The sequence below is a fragment of the Mitsuokella jalaludinii DSM 13811 genome, assembly GCF_000702905.1.
GTDB lineage: Bacteria > Bacillota > Negativicutes > Selenomonadales > Selenomonadaceae > Mitsuokella > Mitsuokella jalaludinii.
The window spans coordinates 65,815-86,783 of the sequence record NZ_JNKR01000006.1; the positions used below are offsets into that span (position 1 = coordinate 65,815).

The following is a 20,969-nucleotide window of genomic DNA, read 5'->3' on the forward strand; positions in this document are numbered from 1 at the left end:
CTTCCTCGACATCGCGGAATTCGCCGAGGAGTCCGACAATCTCGGTTCCCTGATAGATGGGATATTTTGAGAACGAGATGGCGTGCTAGCGGCCGCGTGCGATGCAGCGGCCGTGGCCGTTGTGGATGGGCTCGCCCTTCTGCAGGACGGTCATTTCGCCCTGGTCCATGTAAGTGTCGGAGAGGTGCCAGCCGAGGTCGCGGTCGGACTTGCCGATGAGCTCATTGATGTTCTGGATGCCGTAGTAGCGCAGGAAAGCCGGGCTTGCGCCGCAAAAGTGGCCATCTCTGTCCTTCCAGAAGAGCTTGCGGCTCGAGAACTGCGTCAACGTCCGCCAGAGGGCGGCATCCGTGATCTGGCGTTCCGGGTCCTCCGGCAAGGTCGTGAAACCGTAGGAGGCCATGACCGTGTTGATGAGCCTGTCGCGGTCTGTCAGTTCCTCGAAGACAAAGTCGCGCAGGCAGAGCAGCTGGCAGGGATGATCGTTATACTGGAATGACGTGAGGCTGAAATTGGTCCAATGGAAGCTGCCATTTGGCACCTTGACGCGGAAGAGGTCAAACTTTGTCGAGGCAAGAGGTATCTGATTCCCTTGTGCAAGGTCGTGGATGTACTGCAGGAAGCGCCTTTGGTCATCCTGGTGGATGTGCAGTCTGGCAAATCGCATGAACGCGGTCATGATGCCCTGCAGATGGCTGCCCGCTCTCTTTGATGAGATACTCGCTGTGATGATCTCGATGCGGTTCTGCTGATTGTCGATGAGGTAGATGTCGTGGTAGAACCGCATGAGGTGGCGCACGATGTGGTCGTACTCTTCGTCCGTGGAGGATTCCTGTCCCTGTTGCAGGAATTGCAGCTCCGCGCGGTGGATGTAGAAGCCGTTCGTGCCGGCGATGTTGTGCAGTTTGAGATAGAAGTAGCGGCCGTTGCTGATGAAAAGCTCTGTCTCCATCTGGTGGCTGCGGATGGTCGCATCGGCCAGCGCGCGCAGTCTCACATGGATGACTTGTGGCAATTCGAGCAGGAGCTTGTTTGCATCCTGCAGGCTGTCAAAATGGCTGAGGCGCAGCATATTCTGGTAGTTTGCGTTGGCGGTGAGGATATGCAGATGGTTCCCGTCGTCTGAGAATAAGGCGGTGGGCGTCTCGGTCACAAGGTTTGTCAGGCCTGCCCGGTGGAAGATTTGCTGCTCGAGCCGCGTTTCGAAGCGGTACGGCGTCGAAAGCGCACCCTCTTCTAGAGGGCGCGCCATCGTGCGGCAGATCGGCCCCTGCATCTTTTCGCAGCCGATGCGGCGCAGGAAGTCCGCCTGTTCTTCTGTCCGGACGCCTTCGGCGGCCGTGTGGATACCGAGTGTCTTGGCCATGAGCAGGATGGATGTCAGTAGCTGCCGCGTCGCCTCTGTAAAATTATCGAAGAAGATGCCATCGAGACTGATCTCATCGATGGCGCTGCGCTGCAGCGCGGCAAGCGAGGAATGGCCCTCGCCGAAGTTGTCGAGCGTGACGCTGTAGCCTTCTTGACGCAGACGTGATATGGCCTGCGCGATGATGGCCTCATCCTCGACAAAGGCCGTCTCTGTGATCTCGATCTGCAGATAAGCGTGCGGCACCTGGTACTTCTCGGTCAGGTGATTGAGAACCCGGACAGGGTCCGACACGAGAAAGTCGCGGCGCGACAAGTTGAGTATGACCGGCACAATCGGCAGTTTCTGTCGTCGGCGCGTGTGGAGATTCTGCATGGTCACCTTGGTGACGAAGTAGTCGAGCAGGTGGACCTTGTCGTGTGCTTCGAGCACGGGTATGAAGTCGTGCGGGGCGATGTCCCCGTATTCTGGATCGTGCCAGCGTGCCAGCGCCTCAAAGGCGCAGATCTTGCCCGTTAAGGCACGTAAGACAGGCTTGTAGCAGACGGTGATGCAGCCGCTGCGCAGAGCCTCTTTGAAATGACTCACAATGTAGTCGAGTATGGTGTTGTCCAATGTTGTGTACCCCTTCCCCGATATAGGTATCACGTTCTAGCTATTATTTTATACCATTATATCATTTTTCGGGGGGGAGAACAATTTGCTCTATCTTTTTAGGACGAGATTTTTTAGGCAGGGCCATCTTTTAAGACAGATGTCCTTTCTATTTCGTTTGGTATTGATTACAATAGAAACAAGAACAAGCGATAGCTTGACAGAAGAAATCTGATGATTGTAAACAGAGTGAACAGAACGTCAGAGTTTATGCATTGACCTGATGATTAGGAGGATTTATCATGAAAGCAGAAGAGATCCTGGCACATGTAGACCACACGCTCCTGAAGCGGACGGCGACCTGGGCCGATATCCAGCGCACCTGCGATGAGGCGGTGAAGTACCACACGGCGACAGTCATGGTACCGTCGTCTTATGTGCCGCGCATCGTGGCTGAATATGGGGACGCGCTGAAGGTCGCGACGGTCGTCGGCTTCCCAAACGGCAACTGCAATACGGCAGCCAAGATCGCAGAGACGGCACAGGCGCTCGCGGACGGCGCGCAGGAGATCGACATGGTCATCAACATCGGCATGCTCAAGGCGGGCGAGACGGACTATGTGACGGACGAGATCCGCGCACTCAAGAAGCTCTGCGGTGCGCGCGTTTTAAAGGTCATCGTCGAGACGTGCTTCCTGACGGAAGACGAGATTGTCGCAGCCTGCCACTGCGTGACGGACGGCGGTGCGGACTTCATCAAGACGTCGACGGGCTTCGGCTCGGCAGGAGCAAAGCTCTCGGAGGATATCGAATGCTTCAAGAAACACATCGGCCCGAAGGTGCAGATGAAGGCTGCGGGCGGCATCCACACGCGCGAGGAGATGGAAGCGTTCCTCGAAGCGGGCTGCACGCGCCTCGGTGCCAGTGCGGCAGTCAGCGTCCTCAAGGACGAGCTCTGATCGGATCGATTGCAGGGTCATCTAGCTTATCGGATTGACATAGAAAGGAATGACAGACATGCAGGCATTCAAGCGCGCATTCATCATTGTTCTCGACAGCTTCGGCATCGGCGCGGAGCCAGACGCAAAGGAATTCGGCGACGGCGACTGCAATACGCTGCGCTCCATCTCCTCATCGAAGGAGTATGATACGCCGAACATGAAAAAAATCGGCCTCTTCAATATCGACGGTGTCGGCTGCGGCACGCCGGAGGCCCAGCCAATCGGCGCCTTTGCCCGCCTGCGCGAGCTCTCGCGCGGCAAGGATACGACGACGGGCCACTGGGAGATTGCGGGTATCGTCTCGGAGCGTCCGATGCCGACGTATCCGGACGGCTTCCCGCCGGAAGTCATCGCTGAGCTTGAGAAGGCATTCGGCCGCAAGATCATCTGCAACAAGCCGTATTCGGGCACGCAGGTCATCCACGATTACGGCCGCGAGCAGAAGGAGACGGGAGCGCTCATTGTCTACACATCGGCTGACAGCGTGCTGCAGATTGCGGCGCACGAGGATGACGTGCCGGTCGAGCAGCTCTACGACTACTGCCGCATGGCGCGCAAGATCATGCAGGGTGAGCACGGCGTCGGCCGCATCATCGCGCGCCCGTACGTCGGCGAATATCCGAATTACACGCGCACGCCGCGCCGCCATGACTTCTCGCTCGACCCGACGGGGGACACGATGATGGATGCGCTCGCGCGCAAGGGACTCGCGACGATCGGCGTCGGCAAGATCTCCGATATCTTCGCGGGCCGCAGCATCAGCCGCACGCTCGGCATCAACAAGAACAACGAGGACGGCATGGAGAAGACACTGAAGCTCATGGATGAGGATTTCACGGGGCTCGCGTTTGTCAACCTCGTCGACTTCGACATGCAGTACGGTCATCGCCGCAATATCGACGGCTACGCGAAGGCAGCGACCGTCTTTGACCGCCAGCTCGGCGAATTCATGGCGAAGATGAAGGACGACGACATCCTCATGATCACGGCGGATCACGGCTGCGATCCGGGCGCTCCGGGCACGGATCACACGCGCGAGTACGTGCCGCTCCTGATGTACGGCAAGCACGTCAAGGCGGGACTCAATCTCGGCACGTATCCGACGTTTGCGATGATCGGTGCGACGATCTCGGACATGTTCGGTGCAGACCTCTACACGAAGGGCGAGAGCCTGCTGCCGCGCATCATCGGATGATACACACCTCCCTTCGGGGAGGTGTAGAGGGGAATAAATCAAAATATATCGAATAAGGGGAATATTATTATGCGCATGTACGATCTGATCACGAAGAAGAAGCACGGAGAAGTCCTGACGGACGCTGAAATCACCTATATGATCGACGGGTATGTCAAAGGGGATATCCCCGACTACCAGATGTCGGCAATGCTCATGGCCATCTGGTTCCAGGGCATGACGGATCACGAGATCACGGAGCTCACGAAGGTCATGGCCAAGTCTGGCGACATGATTGACCTCTCGGCCATCGCGGGCAAGAAGGTCGACAAGCACTCGACGGGCGGTGTCGGCGACAAGACGACGCTGATCTGCGCGCCGATTGTCGCGGCCTGCGGCGGTAAGGTCGCCAAGATGAGCGGCCGCGGCCTCGGCCACACGGGCGGCACAGTCGACAAGCTCGAGTCGATCCCGGGCTACCAGACGGCGCTCTCGCGCGAGAAGTTCTTCGACACGGTCAACAAGTGCGGCGTCAGCGTCATCGGACAGTCGGGCAACCTCGCGCCGGCCGACAAGAAGCTCTACGCGCTGCGCGATGTCACGGCGACAGTCGACTGCATCCCGCTGATTGCCTCGTCGATCATGAGCAAGAAGCTCGCCGCCGGCTCCGACTGCATCCTGCTCGATGTCAAGACGGGCAGCGGTGCCTTCATGAAGACGCTCGATGACTCCATCAAGCTCGCGCAGACGATGGTCGCCATCGGCGAGCTCGCCGGCCGCCGCACGGTCGCCCTGATCACCGACATGGACACGCCGCTCGGCTACGGCATCGGCAACAGCATCGAGGTCATGGAGTCGATGGACGTTCTCAAGGGCAAGGGCCCAGCTGACCTGCGCGAGGTATCGCTGCAGCTCGCCGCCAACATGCTCTATCTCGTCGGCAAGGGCACGCCGGAGGAATGCCGCGCGATGGCTGAGCAGTCGATTGCTGACGGCAGTGCCTTCGAGACGTTCTGCACGATGGTCCGCGCCCAGGGCGGCGACGACAGCGTCCTGCGCGATTACACGAAGTTCCAGCAGGCACCGTACCGCGCCGAGATCAAGGCTGAGCGTTCGGGCTTCATTACGAAGATGAACGCCGAGGAGATCGGCGAGACGTCCGTCGTGCTCGGCGCTGGCCGCGAGACGAAGGAGAGCGATATCGACTTCTCGGCAGGCCTCATCCTGCACAAGAAGTACGGCGACGAAGTCAAGGAAGGCGACACGCTCGTCACACTCTACACCTCGAAGGAGTCGGCTCTTGCTGACGCCGAGAAGATGTACCGCGATGCCATCGCCATCGGCGACGTCCAGCCCGCAAAAGAGCCGCTCGTCTATGCGCGCGTCGAGAAAGACAAAGTCGAGAAGTATTGATACGGAAAGAGGGAAGAGAAATGACGGATCAGGAACTCATCGAAGTGGCGAAAGCCTATCGCGAGCGCGCCTATGCGGCCTACTCGCACTTCAAGGTCGGTGCAGCCGTGCTGACGAAAGACGGCAAGGTCTTCGGCGGCTGCAACATCGAGAACGCCAGCTATCCCGTCACGAACTGCGCGGAGCGTACGGCCATCTTCAAGGCCGTCTCCGAGGGATACCGGGAGTTCGCGGCCATCGCGATCGTCGCCGACACGCCGGGCCCGTGCTCACCGTGCGGCATGTGCCGCCAGGCCATCAGCGAATTCAAGATCCCGCGCATCATCATGGCAAACCTCAAGGGAGCCGTGCAGGTGGCGACACTCGCGGAAATCCTCCCGTTTGCCTTTACGGATAATGACCTCTGATATATAATGGAAAAGTCGGTCACGTGTCTCTTTTTGGTCGGTGGCCGCGACGATCTCATTTCAGCAAAAGAATAGGAGAGACTTTATGTATTTCGTCATCAATCTCATCGGCGTGCTGGTCTTCCTAGCCGTCGGCGTGCTTCTCTCAAAGAAGCGCAAGGACATCCACTGGCGCGGCGTCGGCTCGCTGCTCGCGCTCAACGTCTTCATCGCCTGGTTCCTGACCTCCTTCCCGATTGGCCGCGACATCGTCCAGGGCGCAGCCGCAGGCTTCACCTGGCTCGTCAGCGTCGCCTACGAGGGCATTGCCTTTGCCTTCCCGGACTGGGTTCACGTGCCGCAGATGAACTTCTTCACCTCGGCCCTGTTGCCGATCCTCCTCGTCGTGCCGCTCTTCGATATCCTGACGTACATCGGCCTGCTGCCATTTGTCATCAAGTGGATCGGCAAGGCACTGGCCTTCCTCACGCACGAACCGAAGTTTGAGTCCTTCTTCGCCATCGAGATGATGTTCCTCGGCAACACGGAGGCCCTGGCTGTCTCGAGCCTCCAGCTCAAGCGCATGAAGGCAGACCGCTGCCTGACGCTCGCCATGATGTCCATGAGCTGCGTCACGGCCGCCCTGATCGGCGTCTACACGAAGATGATGCCGGCCGAGTTCATCCTGACGGCAGTGCCCTTGAACGTCATCAATGCGCTGATCGTCACGAACTTGCTGCATCCGGTCAAGATCACGGAGGAAGAGGATACCGTCGCCCGTCTCGATGACGGCGGCAAGGAGCGCGAGCCGTTCTTCTCGTTCCTCGGAAACTCCATCCTCGGCGCCGGCAAGCTGGTGCTGATTATCTGCGCGAATGTCATCGCGTTTGTCGCACTCGCGAAGCTCATCGATATGCTGCTCGTGCTGATCCATCCGGCCATCACGCTCGAGAACATCCTCGGCTGCATCATGTTCCCGTTTGCCTGGCTGCTCGGCCTCGATTCGACGGAAGCCTTCGCGATGGCCCAGTACATGGGCACGAAGCTCGTCACGAATGAGTTTGTCGTCATGCTCAGCGTACAGGATCTCCTGAGCACCTACAGCCGCCACATGCAGGGCGTGCTGACCGTATTCATCACGTCGTTTGCCAACTTCTCGACGCTCGGCATGATCATCGGCTGCTTTAAGGGCCTCGTTGACGACAACAAGAACGACCTGATCTCCCGCAACGTCGGCTACATGCTGCTCTCGGGTATCCTCGTCTCCTTGCTGTCCGCCGGCCTCGCTGGCCTCTTCATCTGGTAATACAAAGAATCTCCGCAGATTGTTCTGCGGAGATTTTTCTGTGAAAAAATAAAAAAGGGTGTTGACAGGATAAGTTCGAGATGGTAAGATATATATCGTTGCAGGCGGCAATCACGCGGCAGGGCAACAAAACTGAATAGCTTCTTATAGTAGAGCATTGTGGAGAGTTGTCCGAGTGGTTGAAGGAGCACGCCTGGAAAGCGTGTATACGGGGAAACCTGTATCGAGAGTTCGAATCTCTCACTCTCCGCCATTTTTATATCCTTTTTTAGGTCGGGCCGCAGTGCCTGGGTCTTGCGCAATGGAGCCTCGTGAACCACGTCAGGTCCGGAAGGAAGCAGCGTTAAGCGAATCGTTCCATGTGCCGCGAGGTCGCCTGGGAACTGCGGTTCGACGTGGAAAAGGATGGAGAGCAGCCAGAAACGGCTGCTTTTTTACTATATTAAGATCAAGTTCGATGAAGGGAGGCGCCGATGGAGGAGGCCGCCGGGGATGGCTGACCAACGCTTCGCGGTGACGCGCTGCTAAACAGATTTTTTGCCTTTCAATGCATCCTTCCGAAAGAGCTGAACGCACTTCGTTTGAACGACGCTCTTTCGAAAGGATTTTCGTGGGCAAAAAAATCCGTTCTTTACGCAGCGCGTCAAAGCTCCTCTTATGGTCATCCATCCCCGGCGGTCCGAGCAGTGCTGCTGTATGCTCATCGGTGCTCGGCCTTGAGCCATGGAAGGGTATCCATAAGTGGAGCTTCAGCCTGCTGCGCGGAACGTTGGATACCCTTCCATGGCGGCTTGTTTGAAGAGAAGAAGATTCGGTAAACATCGCGCGAAGCGTTGGTCAGCCGTCCCCAGCCGTCTCCAGCTGGGCCTCAGACCTGCGATGTCTGCGAAATAGATTGTGGGAACTATTAAGAGAGGAGAGAGATTGCGATGGCGTATATTGCGCTGTATCGGAAGTGGAGGCCGCAGACCTTCAAGGACCTCGTGGGGCAGGAGCATATCAGCCGGACGCTGGCAAATGCCATCACGAGCGGCCACATCGGCCATGCGTACCTCTTTGCCGGCCCGCGCGGCACGGGCAAGACGAGTACGGCGAAGATCCTCGCGAAGGCGCTCAACTGCGAGCACGGGCCGACACCGGAGCCCTGCGGGCAGTGCGAGCAGTGCCGCAAGATCACAGAGGGCTCTTCGATGGACGTCTTCGAGATCGATGCGGCATCCAACCGCGGCATCGACGAGATCCGCGATCTGCGAGAGACGGTCAAGTTCGCGCCGGTCGACGGCCGCTATAAGGTCTACATCATTGATGAGGTCCACATGCTGACGACGGAGGCGTTCAATGCGCTCCTCAAGACGCTCGAGGAGCCGCCCGCGCACGTCGTCTTTATCCTCGCGACAACGGAAGCTCATAAAGTGCCGCCGACAATCCAGTCGCGCTGCCAGCGCTACGACTTCAAGCGCATCACGGTGGAAGAGATCGAGGGGCGCCTGCGCTACATTGCCAAGGAGATGAAGATGGAGGCTGAGGATGAGGCACTCTCTATGATTGCCATCCAGGCTGACGGCGGCATGCGCGATGCGCTCTCCATCCTCGACCAGTGCGCAGCGCTTGCAGACGGCACCATTACAGCGGAGCGCGTGCGCCAGATTCTCGGCCTCGTCGGCCACGACTGGATCTACAAGATGACGAAGGCGCTCGCCGCACGCAATGTGCAGGATGTTTTACAGATTCTCGCGGAGCTCCTGCGTGACGGCAAGGACCTCAAGCAGGTCCTCTCTGAGCTCTCGCTGCACCTGCGCAGCCTCATGATCTTCCAGGCAGCCGGCACCGTCGAGGCGATGGATCTCTACGCCGAGCCGCAGGACGTTCTGCAGCAGCAGGGCAAGCTCTTTGTGCCCGATGTCCTGCCGCGCATGATTGCGCGCCTGCACGAGGCGATGACGGAGATGAAGTGGTCGCCACAGCCGCGCATCACTGTCGAGGTCGCGCTGATGGAACTCTGTCGGCCTGAGCTCGCCTCGCAGGGAGAGAGAGAGGAGCAGCCAGCAGGCCAGGTGCAGCAGGCCGTCGCGCGCAATCCTGCCGACGAGGCGCGCATCGCCAAGCTCGAGGCCGCGCTCGCCGAGGTCACAGCCCTGCTCAAGCAGGCGACAGCAGGCGCGGGGCGCGTCCAGCCTGCCTCAGCAGCTCCTGCTGCGAGCATGCCATCTACGGTGCCGCCTGCCGTGCCGGCCGCCGCTCCGGCAGCGGCAGCCGTGGCCGAGGAACCCGCCTCTGTTGACGAAGCAGGGCTCCAGGTCTGGAACAAGCTCTTCCAGGCGCTTCGCGACCAGCACAAGGCGCCAATACTCGCCTGCATCCAGAATGCCCGCTTCATGGGGCTGACGGCCAGCCAGTTCCACATGCGCATGCAGAGCGGCCTCATGGCCTCGCTCGTCATGCGCAATTACCGCAAGACCATCGAGCGCATCCTGCAGGAACTCACGGGCCGCGAACTGCGCCTCGTCTGCTTGGGTGAAGATGCGCCGATGAGGACGCCGCCGCGCCCGCGCCCTGCCGCCGTGCCGAAGCCAGAGCCAAAGCGCGAGATGGCAGCGAAGAAGCCTGAGCCTGCCGCCATCCTCGAGGAAGTCGCGCCCGACGAGCGCGCTTCACTCAAGAAAGCCTTTGACGTATTCGGTGCCAATGTCGTCGGCGTGGACGGCATGGCGATGGTTGACGCGCCGCAGGAAGACGCACCAATACCAGACGATGGTGCCGACATCTACGGGGACGGCGCCATCCCCCTGCCAGAAGACAGCGACGTGCCACTGCCGACGGAGGAAGACGAATGAACCTCATCAAGGAATTGCAAGAGAAAAAAGGATTTTCCGATTCAGAGCGGACGATTGCCGATTACCTGTTGAAGCACTCCCGCCTGCTGCCGAGCATGACGACGCGCCAGCTGGCCCAGAAGACGTACACGAGCTCTGCTGCCATCGTGCGCTTCTGCCAGAAGCTCGGCTTTGGCGGCTACACGGAGTTCCGCGTCGAGTTCCTCGCGCAGATGATCCAGTACATCGAGAGTCCGTGTGGCATGGAGCTTTCCATGACGGACCGCGATTCCGTCCACTCCATCCTCGAGAAGGTCACGCGCCTCGAGATCGACGCCATGCAGGAGACGTATCGCATGCTGGACCCCGCCGACTTCGTCCGGGCCTTCGCTATCCTGTCGAAGACCGCGCACATCGATTTCTACGCGATGGACAACAACCTCGATATTGCGAACATGGCGGCCTCCGGCTTCATCATGGCCAACAAGTGCTCGACGGTGCACCCTGCCATGACGATGCAGTATTTGCAGGCGACGGGTGCGCCTAAGGACCACGTCGGCTTCCTGATCAGCCGCACGGGCGAGAACCGCATGCTCATCGACATCGCGCGCCTGCTGAAGATGCGCGGCAACCCCATCCTGCTGATCACAGGCAAGAAGGACTCGACGCTCGGCTCGCTCGCCGATGTCGCCTTCCCCGTGGCCTCCGTCAAGACGATGGAGGCGCTCGGCCCGCGCGTCTTCCTCATGGGCGCCAAGTACGTCATGGATGTCCTGTTCGCCGTGCTCATGACGCGTGTCGACTTCCACAATGCGCAGGAGAAGGAGTCGTGGCTCAGCCAGCACTTCCATTATTGAGTATCGGTGAATATGAAACAGCGTTTCACGACGCTGTTTTTTTTATGCTCTTTTCTGGAACCGCGTTTCCTATTGATTTCGATTTATTGAACGCGATTGTGGCAGATGGTATAGTGAAGACACAGTGAGGAACGGGGAATGGAACCCCGGTTCCTGAATAAAGATAGAGAAAGATAGAGAGGATATCAAAGGAAAGAGGAGAGAACATGAGTAAACAAGAGATTTTCGATAAGTTTATCGAAATCATGGGGGAGTTCGCTCAGATCCGCGCTGTAGCAGCTCTTCGTGATGGCTTCATCATGACGACGCCATTCACCATCTGTGGTTCGGTATTCCTGCTGCTGGCCAACCTGCCAGTCCCGGGATACGCCGACTTCATGGCGTCGATTTTCGGGACAGACTGGACGGCGCCGCTGAACGCCGTCGCAGGTGGCACGTTCAGTGTGCTGGCACTCATCGTCGTATTGTCCATCACCTACAAGTTCGTCGAGAATGAAGGCTGCGATGCCATGATGGCCGCCATCCTCGCACTGTCGACCTTCCTTATCCTGATGCCGCCGACAATCCTGACGAAGGGCGGCGAGACAGTCAGCGACATCATCCCGAAGGCGTGGGCGGGCAGCAACGGCGTCATCACCGCCATCTTCGTTTCTTTCTTCGTCTCCTACATCTTCTGCTACTGCGAGAAGAACCACATCGGCATCAAGATGCCGGATGCCGTCCCGCAGGGCGTCGCGAAAGCATTCACGGCACTCGTACCGGGTATGATCTTCTTCACGAGCGCATCCGTCCTCTATGGCCTCTGCCATTACATCGGCGCGACGACGCTGCCGGAACTCATCTTTAAGGTCATCCAGACGCCGCTGCAGGGCTTGTCCGATTCGCTCGCAGGAGGCACGATCATCGTCGGCCTCCAGAGCATCCTGTTCTGGGCCGGTATCCACGGCCCGAACGTCGTCGGTGGCGTCGTGAGCCCGCTGCTCATCGCCAACTCGCTCGACAACCAGCACCTCCTTGACATGGGCATGTCCCTCGTCAACAATCCGCAGGCTAAGATCTTCACGACGCAGATCAATGATGTATTCGTCAAGAGCGGCGGCTGCGGCCTGACGCTCGGCCTCCTGATCTCCGGCATCTTCACGGCCAAGTCCGACCAGCTCAAGTCCCTGATGAAGATGGCCTTTGTACCGGGCCTCTTCAACATCAATGAGCCGATCATCTTCGGCCTGCCGATCGTATTCAATCCGTACCTGCTCGTACCGTTCATCATCGTCCCGCTCATCGCGATGTTCATCACATACGGTGCCATCGCCTCGGGCTTCATGGCTCCGCTCAGCGCAGTCCAGGTCCCGTGGACGCCGCCGCCGATCATCGCAGGCTTCCTGCTCGACGGCTGGCAGGGCGCTGTCATCCAGATCATCAACCTCGTCATCGCGACGGTTATCTACTTCCCGTTCCTCAAAGCACAGGACCGTGCTTTCCTCAAAGAGGAGATGGCCGATGCCGCTGCAGAGAAAGAGAATCAGGGAAGGGCAGAATCTGCCATCAATCCGTGAGCCATCGCTGCGCTGCGGCTGGGGAATGCGCTGCAGCGCAGCGCTGAGAACAAGAGAAATCATGAAGAGAGAATAGAAAATTTGAAGGAAAGAGGATGTTCTGCAATGAATCAGAAAAAGACAACAGCACTTCTGCTTGGACTTACCATGAGCCTGACGGGCACGGCCTTCGCCGCCCCGACTGACCAGGCCCAGGACATCGACAGCCGCATCGCTGCGCTCGAGCAGCAGCAGAGTAATCTGGAGAAAGAGATCAAGGAGCTCCGCCACCAGAACAGCCAGCTCAAGAATCAGACGCGCAGCCAGAAGAAGCAGCTGAGCGGCCTGAGCAAGAGCGTCAAGAGCGAGCTCGACCGCGTCCATATTTCCGGCTTCGGCCGCGTCAGCTGGGATAACGACAACATCAAGGGCTACATTGACCGCAACGACAACCGCCGCTTTTACCTCGACCTCAAGGGCAAGTTCAAGGTTAATGACGACTGGAACTTCAACTTCGAGAGCGAGACAAACCCGCGCTACGCGAATTATGTCATGGCCGATGGCACACTCAAATCCCACAATGGCCATGACGATGAAGATGGTGTCATCCAGCGCGTCTGGGCGGAAGGCAAGACGGGCGTCGTCAACTACGACATCGGCCGCAGATGGCGCGGTCTTGGCTTCCAGAATATCCTGCTCGGCAACGAGACGGATGGTGCCGTCATCAGCACGGCCATCCCGAAATCGAAACTAACGGCCAATGCCTTCTACCTCACGCCGACGGACAAAGGCTATGACTTCAGCGTCTACGGTGCTGGCGTCCAGGGCCAGGTCGGCCACGGCTTGCAGATCAGTGCGGCAATCGCCAAGCTGAACATCGGCAAGCATGAGTCGATGGGTCAGAACGTCTACGATACGACGAAGACCTTCAAGGTCGAGGGGACAGATGTTACCATCAAAGACATCAAGGGCAGCCTTAAAGGCGGCGGCACCTTCCATGGTTTTTTGAGTAATAAAGATGGTCATACTTGGGAACAGGAAGGTTATGGCGAATTCAACAATGATGAAAAACCACTTTCCCTCTATTACGGTGACGTGAAAGGAACAGCCAATGCAAGCGGCACCTACACGGTCACGGAGACGCCGTCGGAATATCGGAACACGGCCGGTAGCCTCGGCTTTGTCCTCAGTGCGATGTGGAACCCCATGAAGAACATCTTCCTGATCGGTGACTATGCGCGCACGAATGGCCAGGATTACACGGTCGGCGAGTGGGGCGCAAATGGCTACACGGAGACGAAGTACGACAAGCACGATTGCACGGCACTTCGCCTCAACTACCGCTGGTCCAACATCAACGACCCGGGTTCCTTCCAGCTCTACGCGCGCTGGTACAATTACGCGCGCAACATCAACAACCTCGTCGGCATCTTCGGTGACAAGGAGTGGGGCGCTCTGCAGCCGGGCTCGAAGGGCTGGATCCTCGGCTTCAAGTACGTGCCGGCCAAGAACATCGAGTGGGAGACGTTCTATGAGATGGCAACGGCACAGAACACGCTGTACGGCCACAAGAACGAGACGTACCACCGCAACTTCGTCCGCACGATGGTCGACTATCACTTCTGATAAACGATATCCAAGCGATATGCTTTGCTGCTATCACTTTTACTGACATCATGATTGTATCTAGAAAGGGAGTTTTTACCATGAAAAAGATTGTACTGTTATGCGCTTCGGGAATGTCCACGAGTATGCTCGTCAAGAAGATGCAGGAAGCTGCCAAGGCCGATGGCTATGAGTGCTCCATCGATGCGTTCTCCGCTTCGGAGGCCGCTACGAAGGCTGCTGACGCCGATGTCGTCCTGCTCGGACCCCAGATCCGCTTCCAGAAGAATAAGATCGCTGCGCAGATCCCGAATGTTCCGGTCGATGCGATCGACATGCGCATGTACGGCCGCATGGACGGCAAAGGCGCTCTCGCCCTTGCCCGCAAGCTCATGAACGACTGATTGCAGTTCAGACGAAGCAGTTATTTCATTTATTTCAGAGAAGGGGTATTGACATGGAAGGATTAGAGCTCACGGCATTCCAGATCATTTCGTCCGTCGGCACGGCGCGCAGCTGCTACATCGAGGCCATCCAGGCCGCGAAGAAGGGCGACTACGAAGAGGCCGAGAAGTTGATCAAGGAAGGCGACGAGGCTTTCATTGAAGGGCATGACGCTCATGCAGGCCTGCTGCAGAAGGAGGCCTCTGGCGAGGGCAACACGGTCAATCTGCTGATCCTGCACGCAGAAGATCAGCTCATGAGTGCAGAGGCGTTCAAGACGATTTCCCTCGAGTTCATCGATGCCTACAAGCGCATCGAGGCACTCGAGAAAAAAGCCTGAGTCAGGCAGGGAGGTTTTATCATGCCATTTCCAAAGGGATTTTTATGGGGCGGCGCCGTCGCTGCCCATCAGCTCGAAGGCGGCTGGAAAGAGGGCGGCAAGGGGATAAGCGTTGCCGACGTCATGACGGTCGGCGGCCCGGGGAAGCCGCGTGAGATCACGGACGGCGTCTTGCCGGACAAGGTCTATCCGAATCACGATGCCATCGACTTCTACCATCGCTACAAAGAGGACATTGCGCTGCTTGCTGAGATGGGCTTCAAGTGCTTCCGCACGAGTATTGCCTGGACGCGCATCTTCCCGAACGGCGACGAGACGGAGCCGAATGAAGAGGGCCTGAAGTTCTACGACGATCTCTTCGACACGATGCATGCCTACGGCATGGAGCCGGTCATCACGCTCTCGCACTTCGAGATGCCGTACCACCTCGTCACGGAGTACGGCGGTTGGCGCAACCGCAAGCTCGTCGACTTCTTCGTGCGCTTTGCTGTCACGGTCTTCAAGCGCTACAAGGACAAGGTCAAGTACTGGATGACGTTCAACGAGATCAACAACCAGCGCGACGTCGACACGCCGTTCACGGCCTTCACGAATTCCGGCGTGCTCTATCAGCCGGGTGAGGACCGCCACGAGGTGCTCTATCAGGTCGCCCACCATGAGTTCCTCGCTTCGGCAAAAGCCGTCATCGAGGGCCACAAGATCAACCCGGACTTCCAGATCGGCTGCATGATGGCGATGTCGCCTGTCTATCCTGAGACGTGCAAGCCGATGGATCAGATTGCAGCGCTCAAGGAAATGGATAAGACCTTCTATTTCGCGGACGTCCAGTGCCGCGGCCATTATCCTTCCTACATTCTCAAGGAGTGGGAGAACAAGGGCTACCACATCAAGATGGAGCCCGATGATCTCGCTGTCCTTGAACAGGGCTGCGTCGACTACTTCGCTCTGTCGTACTACATGAGCTTCGTCCGCGCCTACGACGAGCAGACGGATTCCTTCAAGGAAGTCCCGAACCCGTTCGTCAAGGCATCGGACTGGGGCTGGCAGATCGACCCGGTCGGCCTGCGCTACATGCTCGACGTACTCGCTGAGCGCTACGAGCTACCGATGATGATCGTCGAGAACGGCATCGGCCTGCACGAGCAGCCGGATGAGACGGGCCTCGTCCAGGACGATGAGCGCATCAATTACTTCGCCGCGCACATCGCCGAGATGAAGAAGGCCATCGAGCTCGATGGTGTGACGCTCATGGGCTACTGCCCGTGGGGACCGATTGACCTCGTTTCGGCCAGCACAGGCGAGATGGAGAAGCGCTACGGCTTCATCTACGTCGACAAGAACAACAAGGGCGAGGGCACGCTTTCGCGCAAGCCCAAGAAGTCCTTCTACTGGTACAAGAAGGTCATCGCCTCGAATGGCGAGGACCTCGCGCACTGACCTGCACGGCAGGCAATGCGCAATGCGTGAATGGGAAAGATTCAGGAGGAATAGATATGGATATCCGCAAGAAAGCAATCGCTGCCGCCGTGCTCCTGGCTTGCGCAGCACCGCTCTCCGTCTCGATGGATTTTGCAGCGCCGGCGATGGCCTATGCGACGCCGGCAACGGAGACGCAGGCAAGTGACGCCTTTGCCGTTGACTTCAAGAAGGGTCAGCCCGCTATCTTCGAGCCGTCTGACGGCTGGACGAACGGTGATCCGTTCAACGTATTCTGGCACAAGGACAACGTCACGTTCGAAGACGGCACGATGCAGCTGACGATCGACTACGATTCCTCGCAGGACAAGGTCCCGTATTCGGGCGGCGAGTTCCGCAGCAAGAAGACGTACGGCTACGGCCGCTACGAGGTCAGCATGAAGGCCATCAAGAATGACGGCTGCGTCTCCTCGTTCTTCACTTACACAGGCCCGTATGACGGCGATCCGTGGGATGAGATCGACTTCGAGGTCCTCGGCAAGGATACCTCCAAGGTCCAGCTCAATTACTTCCGCAATGGCGTCGGCGGCCACGAGAAGATGATCGACCTCGGCTTCGATGCGTCGGATGACTTCCACACGTACGCCTTTGAATGGCATAAGGACAAGATCATCTGGTTCGTCGACGGCAAGGAAGTTTTCCGCCGCGAGGGTGCAAACCTGCCGTGCACGAAGGGCAAGATCATGATGAATGCATGGTGCGGCAAGGGTGTTGACTCATGGCTGAAGCCGTTCAATGACGAGAACCTCCCGCTGACGGCTGAGTATCAGTGGGTCAAGTACACGCCGTTTGCGGAATGAGGTGACAGCGATGATGGTGAGCAGGAAACTCCGCTGGCTCGTGCTCAGCGGGATCCTTCTCGGCACTTGCGGCCTCCCAGGATTCAGCGAGGCCGCTGATGCCGGCATGCACGTCGATCAGGTCGGCTACCTGAATGGATACAGCAAGACGGCCATGGTCACCGATACGGGCGACACGGATTTCTCGCTCGTCGATGCGAAGATGGGCCAGACGGTCTACGAGGGCAAGCTCTCCGCTGCCAAGAAGGACGCGATGTCAGAAGAGACGCTGCGCAAGGCGGACTTCAGTTCCTTCAACAAGGAGGGTACCTACAAGCTGCGCGTCGGCTCGCGCGAGTCGTACGACTTCGAGATCGGCGACAATGTCTACGCCGTGCCGGCCGTCGAGACGTGGCGCTCGTACACGCTCTCGCGCAGCAATACGCCGATCGACGACCCTGTGACGGGCCTCAAGGTCAAAGATGGCCATGCGCAGGACCGCCAGGCACAGGTCTACTTCACGGACAAGCTCAACAAGAAGGGTGACCGCCTCGATGTCAGCGGCGGCTGGTATGATGCCGGCGACTACGGCAAGTACGTGACGACGGCTGCCATCAGCAGCGCAGAGCTCCTGCTGGCCTATGAAGCAAACCCCTCGCACTTCACGCGCGGCCAGCTTTTCTTCCCGAAGGGCACGCAGGAAGAGACAAAGCTTCCCGATGCGCTCCAGGAAGTCCAGTTCGAGCTCGACTGGATGCGCAAGATGCAGCGCAAGGACGGCAGCATGTTCCACAAGGTTGCAGGCCTGGCGTGGCCGGGCTTTGACAAGTCGCCGGACACTGACACGCAGGAGCGCTACATCTTCGGCAGCTGCACGTCGAGCGCTGCGATGAGCGGCGCCAGCTTTGCCATCGCCTCGCGCATCTACGCGCCGTTTGACAAGGCGTATGGCGAGACAATGCGCAAGAGCGCAGAGCGCATCTGGGGCTACCTCGCCAAGACGAAGAACCCCATCTACCGCGTCGACGAAGGCCAGGAGAGTGGCTCGGGCCCGTACAACAAGAGCACGGACATCGAGGAGCGCATCTGGCTCGCCGCAGAGCTCTTCCGCACGACGGGCGACAAGAAGTACGAGAAGTACCTCCAGTCCGTTGCGGACCGCTTCACGCAGAAGCCGAGCTTCTTCACCTGGGACAACACGCTGGCACTCGGCCAGTTCGCTTACCTCAAGGCGCAGAATGCCAACCCTGCCCTGCAGGCAAAGGTCAAGGCCGCCTTTCTCGGCTACGCCGATGACATCACCAGGAAGATCGAGTCCGACGGCTTTGGCTGTGCGCTCGCAAGGACCGAGTACACCTGGGGCAGCACGAAGAACGCGCTGACGCAGGGTGACATCCTGCTCATGGCCAACCAGATCCAGCCGAACGCGGCTTACGTAGAGGGCGCTCTCTCCCAGCTCCACTACCTCTTCGGCCGCAATTCGCTCGACAAGAGCTTCGCGACTGGCATGGGCGACAATCCGCCGGAGCATCCGCACAACCGCATCCACGAAAGCACGGGCGCCTATGTCCCGGGCCTCATCGTCGGCGGTCCGAATGCGGTCGCGGGCGGCGATCCTGACCAGACGGCCTACCTCAAGAGCGGCCATATCCCTGTGGCCAAGTCGTACCTCGATGTCCTGACGTCGTGGTCGACGAATGAGTACGCCATCGACTACACGGGCACTGCAGCCTATGCGCTCTCGTACTTCGCCAAACCGAAGGCGATGAACATCGATATGCTGAAGCTAAAGCGCAGCTACCCTCCTATCACGAAGAAATGAGTATCCCCCGCGATGCTCTTTCTTGCATAAATTCCCTTTTTAAATGTGATGTCTCAAAAGACAGGACGAGCTATCCCGATTTCCCCTCGGGATAGCTTTTTCCTGTCTTTTGGGGCAGGGGAGTCCGTTTTGAGTTGACGGACGCACGTTAATTTGATAGTCTAATCTAGAGAATAATCAAGATGCATGCAGATCGCATGAGAACGAGAGGTGTAATCTATGTTTGGTGGAATGGGCAACATGGGCAACATGGCCGGCATGATGAAGAAAGTCCAGAAGATGCAGAACGAGATGAAGAAGATGCAGGACGAGCTCAAGCGCAAGACCGTCGACGTCACGGCTGGCGGCGGTGCTGTCAAGATCGTCATGAACGGTGAGAAGCAGGTTCAGTCCCTGACGATCGACCCGGCTGCTGTCGACCCGGAAGACGTCGAGATGCTGCAGGATCTCATCTCGGCTGCCTTCAATGAGGCGACGAAGAAAGTCGACGAGATGATGGCGTCGGAAATGGGCAAGCTGACGAGCGGCCTCGGTCTGCCGCCGGGACTGCTCTGATGCAGTACATTGCACCCTTGGCAAACTTAATCGAGCACTTTCGCGCACTGCCGGGCATTGGCCAGAAGACGGCAGTGCGTCTTGCTTATCACGTGCTCGACATGGACCCTGCTCAGGCGAGGTCGCTGGCCGCGGCCATCGTCGATGCCAAGGAGAAGATCGGCTACTGCAATACCTGCTTCAACCTCAGTGATCAGAATCCCTGCGCCATCTGCGGCTCGGATGAGCGCGACCACTCCGTCATCTGCGTCGTCGAGCAGCCGCAGGACGTCGCGGCGATGGAGCGCATGCGCGACTACCAGGGCGTCTATCATGTCCTGCACGGGGCGTTGTCACCCTTAGAGGGTGTCGGACCGTCCGACATCCGCATCAAGGAACTCCTGGGCCGCCTGCAGGACGATACGGTCAAAGAGGTCATCATGGCGACAAACCCGAATGTCGAAGGGGAGGCGACGGCCATGTACATCGCCAAGCTCCTGAAGCCGCTCGGCATCAAGGTCACGCGCATCGCGCACGGCCTGCCGATTGGCGGCGACTTGGAGTACGCCGATGAGGTGACGCTCGCGAAGGCCATGGAGAATCGGAGGGAAATCTGATGTTTGAGTTCATAACGGCATTTGCCATCGGCCTGGTGGTGCTTTGCCTCGTCGGCAAAGTTGTCTCCCTGCCGCTTCATCTCGTCTGGAAGCTGATCACGAACAGCATTGTCGGCGCCATCCTGCTCTGGTTTGTCAAGCTCGTGGCCGTCAAGGTGCAGATCACCTTCCTGAGCGCGCTCGTCGCCGGCTTCTTCGGCGTGCCGGGCGTCATCGCTGTGCTGCTCTACACATATCTCTGATTGCTCGAGAGCGTGCAGCGGGCGGAGAAATGAGGGATTCAACAGCTTTTTGCATTTTTTTCAAAGAAGCTGTTGACAACTCGTCCGCCATCCTGTAATATAGTACAAGTCGCTGAGCGATACGGCACCGGCAAGAGCCCAGAAGCCTTGACTGGCAGGGGATTGCAGGAGCCGAAAGAACTTGAAAAAAGAAAGAAAAAACTTCTTGACAAGCTCCGCTCGATGCGATAAGATATAAAAGTCGCTTGAAGCAAAGCGCTTCGAGAGACAGAGTTGTTCTTTGAAAACTAAACAATGCAACATGAATCATTTGTGATTCAAGCCAGATGTTTTTTAAAACATCGATTGATTATGAACATAAGCAATCGGCAATTTCTTTACTAGGCTTTGGATTTATTCGAAGCCTAGGCCAAAAAAGATTATTAGAGCCAATCAAGGCTTTCCTAAATTTTATGGAGAGTTTGATCCTGGCTCAGGACGAACGCTGGCGGCGTGCTTAACACATGCAAGTCGTACGAGACGATTGAAAGCTTGCTTTTGAAAGTCGAGTGGCAAACGGGTGAGTAACGCGTAGACAACCTGCCGTAAAGATGGGGACAACAGTTCGAAAGGACTGCTAATACCGAATGTTGTAGAGTTTCCGCATGGGAATCCTACTAAAGATG

Annotated in this window: 19 protein-coding genes, 1 tRNA gene and 1 rRNA gene; 20 read left to right on the top strand and 1 reads right to left on the bottom strand. The window is 58.0% G+C overall.

Annotation, left to right across the window (positions count from 1 at the left end; translation table 11 throughout):
* Positions 1 to 85: 85 nt before the first annotated feature.
* Complete coding sequence (locus tag T518_RS11370) at positions 86 to 1,981, bottom strand: EAL domain-containing protein (RefSeq protein WP_051652202.1); 1,896 nt, start codon at positions 1,979 to 1,981, stop codon at positions 86 to 88.
* A 281-nt stretch (positions 1,982 to 2,262) separates the two neighbouring features.
* On the opposite strand from T518_RS11370, the gene deoC reads away from it, so the two are divergent.
* The 20 genes from deoC to T518_RS05385 all read left to right on the top strand — a co-directional run.
* Entirely contained in the window at positions 2,263 to 2,919 is a 657-nt protein-coding gene (gene deoC / locus T518_RS05295) for a deoxyribose-phosphate aldolase (RefSeq protein WP_036376333.1), read from the top strand.
* Between the two features lie 58 nt (positions 2,920 to 2,977).
* Positions 2,978 to 4,156 carry a phosphopentomutase gene (locus T518_RS05300; protein WP_036376401.1) on the top strand — a complete coding sequence of 393 codons (1,179 nt, stop codon included), beginning with the start codon at positions 2,978 to 2,980 and terminating at the stop codon, positions 4,154 to 4,156.
* 69 nt (positions 4,157 to 4,225) lie between these two features.
* On the top strand, positions 4,226 to 5,548 hold the full coding sequence (locus T518_RS05305; protein WP_036376335.1) for a pyrimidine-nucleoside phosphorylase: 1,323 nt from the start codon (positions 4,226 to 4,228) through the stop codon (positions 5,546 to 5,548).
* Between the two features lie 20 nt (positions 5,549 to 5,568).
* Positions 5,569 to 5,955, top strand: coding sequence for a cytidine deaminase (locus T518_RS05310; RefSeq protein ID WP_036376337.1), 387 nt, complete (start codon positions 5,569 to 5,571; stop codon positions 5,953 to 5,955).
* An 85-nt stretch (positions 5,956 to 6,040) separates the two neighbouring features.
* Complete coding sequence (locus T518_RS05315) at positions 6,041 to 7,240, top strand: NupC/NupG family nucleoside CNT transporter (protein ID WP_036376339.1); 1,200 nt, start codon at positions 6,041 to 6,043, stop codon at positions 7,238 to 7,240.
* Between the two features lie 161 nt (positions 7,241 to 7,401).
* Positions 7,402 to 7,493, top strand: a tRNA-Ser gene (locus T518_RS05320).
* A gap of 676 nt (positions 7,494 to 8,169) precedes the next feature.
* A complete protein-coding gene (gene dnaX / locus T518_RS05325) occupies positions 8,170 to 10,074 on the top strand; it encodes a DNA polymerase III subunit gamma/tau (protein WP_036376341.1) in 1,905 nt (634 codons plus the stop codon).
* Positions 10,071 to 10,910, top strand: coding sequence for a MurR/RpiR family transcriptional regulator (locus T518_RS05330; RefSeq protein WP_036376343.1), 840 nt, complete (start codon positions 10,071 to 10,073; stop codon positions 10,908 to 10,910). The genes dnaX and T518_RS05330 overlap by 4 nt, the downstream gene beginning before the upstream one ends.
* Positions 10,883 to 11,038 carry a hypothetical protein gene (locus T518_RS11965; RefSeq protein WP_155948074.1) on the top strand — a complete coding sequence of 52 codons (156 nt, stop codon included), beginning with the start codon at positions 10,883 to 10,885 and terminating at the stop codon, positions 11,036 to 11,038. Before T518_RS05330 ends, T518_RS11965 begins: the two co-directional genes overlap by 28 nt.
* Positions 11,039 to 11,116: 78 nt before the next feature.
* Positions 11,117 to 12,466: a PTS sugar transporter subunit IIC gene (locus tag T518_RS05335; RefSeq protein WP_036376345.1), complete on the top strand. Its 1,350-nt coding sequence runs from the start codon at positions 11,117 to 11,119 to the stop codon at positions 12,464 to 12,466.
* 105 nt (positions 12,467 to 12,571) lie between these two features.
* Positions 12,572 to 14,071 carry a hypothetical protein gene (locus T518_RS12200; protein ID WP_036376347.1) on the top strand — a complete coding sequence of 500 codons (1,500 nt, stop codon included), beginning with the start codon at positions 12,572 to 12,574 and terminating at the stop codon, positions 14,069 to 14,071.
* 80 nt (positions 14,072 to 14,151) lie between these two features.
* Positions 14,152 to 14,454 carry a PTS sugar transporter subunit IIB gene (locus T518_RS05345; RefSeq protein WP_036376349.1) on the top strand — a complete coding sequence of 101 codons (303 nt, stop codon included), beginning with the start codon at positions 14,152 to 14,154 and terminating at the stop codon, positions 14,452 to 14,454.
* Positions 14,455 to 14,507: 53 nt separating this feature from the next.
* Positions 14,508 to 14,834, top strand: a complete 327-nt coding sequence (locus T518_RS05350) for a PTS lactose/cellobiose transporter subunit IIA (RefSeq protein ID WP_036376351.1) — start codon at positions 14,508 to 14,510, stop codon at positions 14,832 to 14,834.
* A gap of 21 nt (positions 14,835 to 14,855) precedes the next feature.
* Positions 14,856 to 16,271 (top strand): 6-phospho-beta-glucosidase, encoded by a 1,416-nt coding sequence (locus T518_RS05355; RefSeq protein ID WP_036376353.1) that lies wholly within the window; start codon positions 14,856 to 14,858, stop codon positions 16,269 to 16,271.
* A gap of 56 nt (positions 16,272 to 16,327) precedes the next feature.
* A complete protein-coding gene (bglS, locus tag T518_RS05360) occupies positions 16,328 to 17,110 on the top strand; it encodes a beta-glucanase (protein ID WP_036376356.1) in 783 nt (260 codons plus the stop codon).
* 10 nt (positions 17,111 to 17,120) lie between these two features.
* On the top strand, positions 17,121 to 18,911 hold the full coding sequence (locus tag T518_RS05365; RefSeq protein WP_036376359.1) for a glycoside hydrolase family 9 protein: 1,791 nt from the start codon (positions 17,121 to 17,123) through the stop codon (positions 18,909 to 18,911).
* A gap of 219 nt (positions 18,912 to 19,130) precedes the next feature.
* Positions 19,131 to 19,466, top strand: coding sequence for a YbaB/EbfC family nucleoid-associated protein (locus T518_RS05370; protein ID WP_005840407.1), 336 nt, complete (start codon positions 19,131 to 19,133; stop codon positions 19,464 to 19,466).
* Complete coding sequence (gene recR / locus T518_RS05375) at positions 19,466 to 20,062, top strand: recombination mediator RecR (RefSeq protein ID WP_036376362.1); 597 nt, start codon at positions 19,466 to 19,468, stop codon at positions 20,060 to 20,062. Before T518_RS05370 ends, recR begins: the two co-directional genes overlap by 1 nt.
* Complete coding sequence (locus tag T518_RS05380) at positions 20,062 to 20,304, top strand: pro-sigmaK processing inhibitor BofA family protein (protein ID WP_036376365.1); 243 nt, start codon at positions 20,062 to 20,064, stop codon at positions 20,302 to 20,304. Before recR ends, T518_RS05380 begins: the two co-directional genes overlap by 1 nt.
* 449 nt (positions 20,305 to 20,753) lie before the next feature.
* A 16S ribosomal RNA gene (locus tag T518_RS05385) occupies positions 20,754 to 20,969 on the top strand; the annotation flags it as partial.

Bases quoted from the DNA above. Each gene is read 5' to 3' on its own strand.
- T518_RS05380 (WP_036376365.1), top strand. From the start codon at position 20,062: ATGTTTGAGTTCATAACGGCATTTGCCATCGGCCTGGTGGTGCTTTGC.
- T518_RS05330 (WP_036376343.1), top strand. From the start codon at position 10,071: ATGAACCTCATCAAGGAATTGCAAGAGAAAAAAGGATTTTCCGATTCA.
- T518_RS05350 (WP_036376351.1), top strand. From the start codon at position 14,508: ATGGAAGGATTAGAGCTCACGGCATTCCAGATCATTTCGTCCGTCGGC.
- bglS (WP_036376356.1), top strand. From the start codon at position 16,328: ATGGATATCCGCAAGAAAGCAATCGCTGCCGCCGTGCTCCTGGCTTGC.
- T518_RS05300 (WP_036376401.1), top strand. From the start codon at position 2,978: ATGCAGGCATTCAAGCGCGCATTCATCATTGTTCTCGACAGCTTCGGC.
- T518_RS05355 (WP_036376353.1), top strand. From the start codon at position 14,856: ATGCCATTTCCAAAGGGATTTTTATGGGGCGGCGCCGTCGCTGCCCAT.
- T518_RS05345 (WP_036376349.1), top strand. From the start codon at position 14,152: ATGAAAAAGATTGTACTGTTATGCGCTTCGGGAATGTCCACGAGTATG.
- T518_RS05310 (WP_036376337.1), top strand. From the start codon at position 5,569: ATGACGGATCAGGAACTCATCGAAGTGGCGAAAGCCTATCGCGAGCGC.
- T518_RS05365 (WP_036376359.1), top strand. From the start codon at position 17,121: ATGATGGTGAGCAGGAAACTCCGCTGGCTCGTGCTCAGCGGGATCCTT.
- T518_RS05305 (WP_036376335.1), top strand. From the start codon at position 4,226: ATGCGCATGTACGATCTGATCACGAAGAAGAAGCACGGAGAAGTCCTG.
- T518_RS12200 (WP_036376347.1), top strand. From the start codon at position 12,572: ATGAATCAGAAAAAGACAACAGCACTTCTGCTTGGACTTACCATGAGC.
- deoC (WP_036376333.1), top strand. From the start codon at position 2,263: ATGAAAGCAGAAGAGATCCTGGCACATGTAGACCACACGCTCCTGAAG.
- recR (WP_036376362.1), top strand. From the start codon at position 19,466: ATGCAGTACATTGCACCCTTGGCAAACTTAATCGAGCACTTTCGCGCA.
- T518_RS05370 (WP_005840407.1), top strand. From the start codon at position 19,131: ATGTTTGGTGGAATGGGCAACATGGGCAACATGGCCGGCATGATGAAG.
- dnaX (WP_036376341.1), top strand. From the start codon at position 8,170: ATGGCGTATATTGCGCTGTATCGGAAGTGGAGGCCGCAGACCTTCAAG.
- T518_RS05315 (WP_036376339.1), top strand. From the start codon at position 6,041: ATGTATTTCGTCATCAATCTCATCGGCGTGCTGGTCTTCCTAGCCGTC.
- T518_RS05335 (WP_036376345.1), top strand. From the start codon at position 11,117: ATGAGTAAACAAGAGATTTTCGATAAGTTTATCGAAATCATGGGGGAG.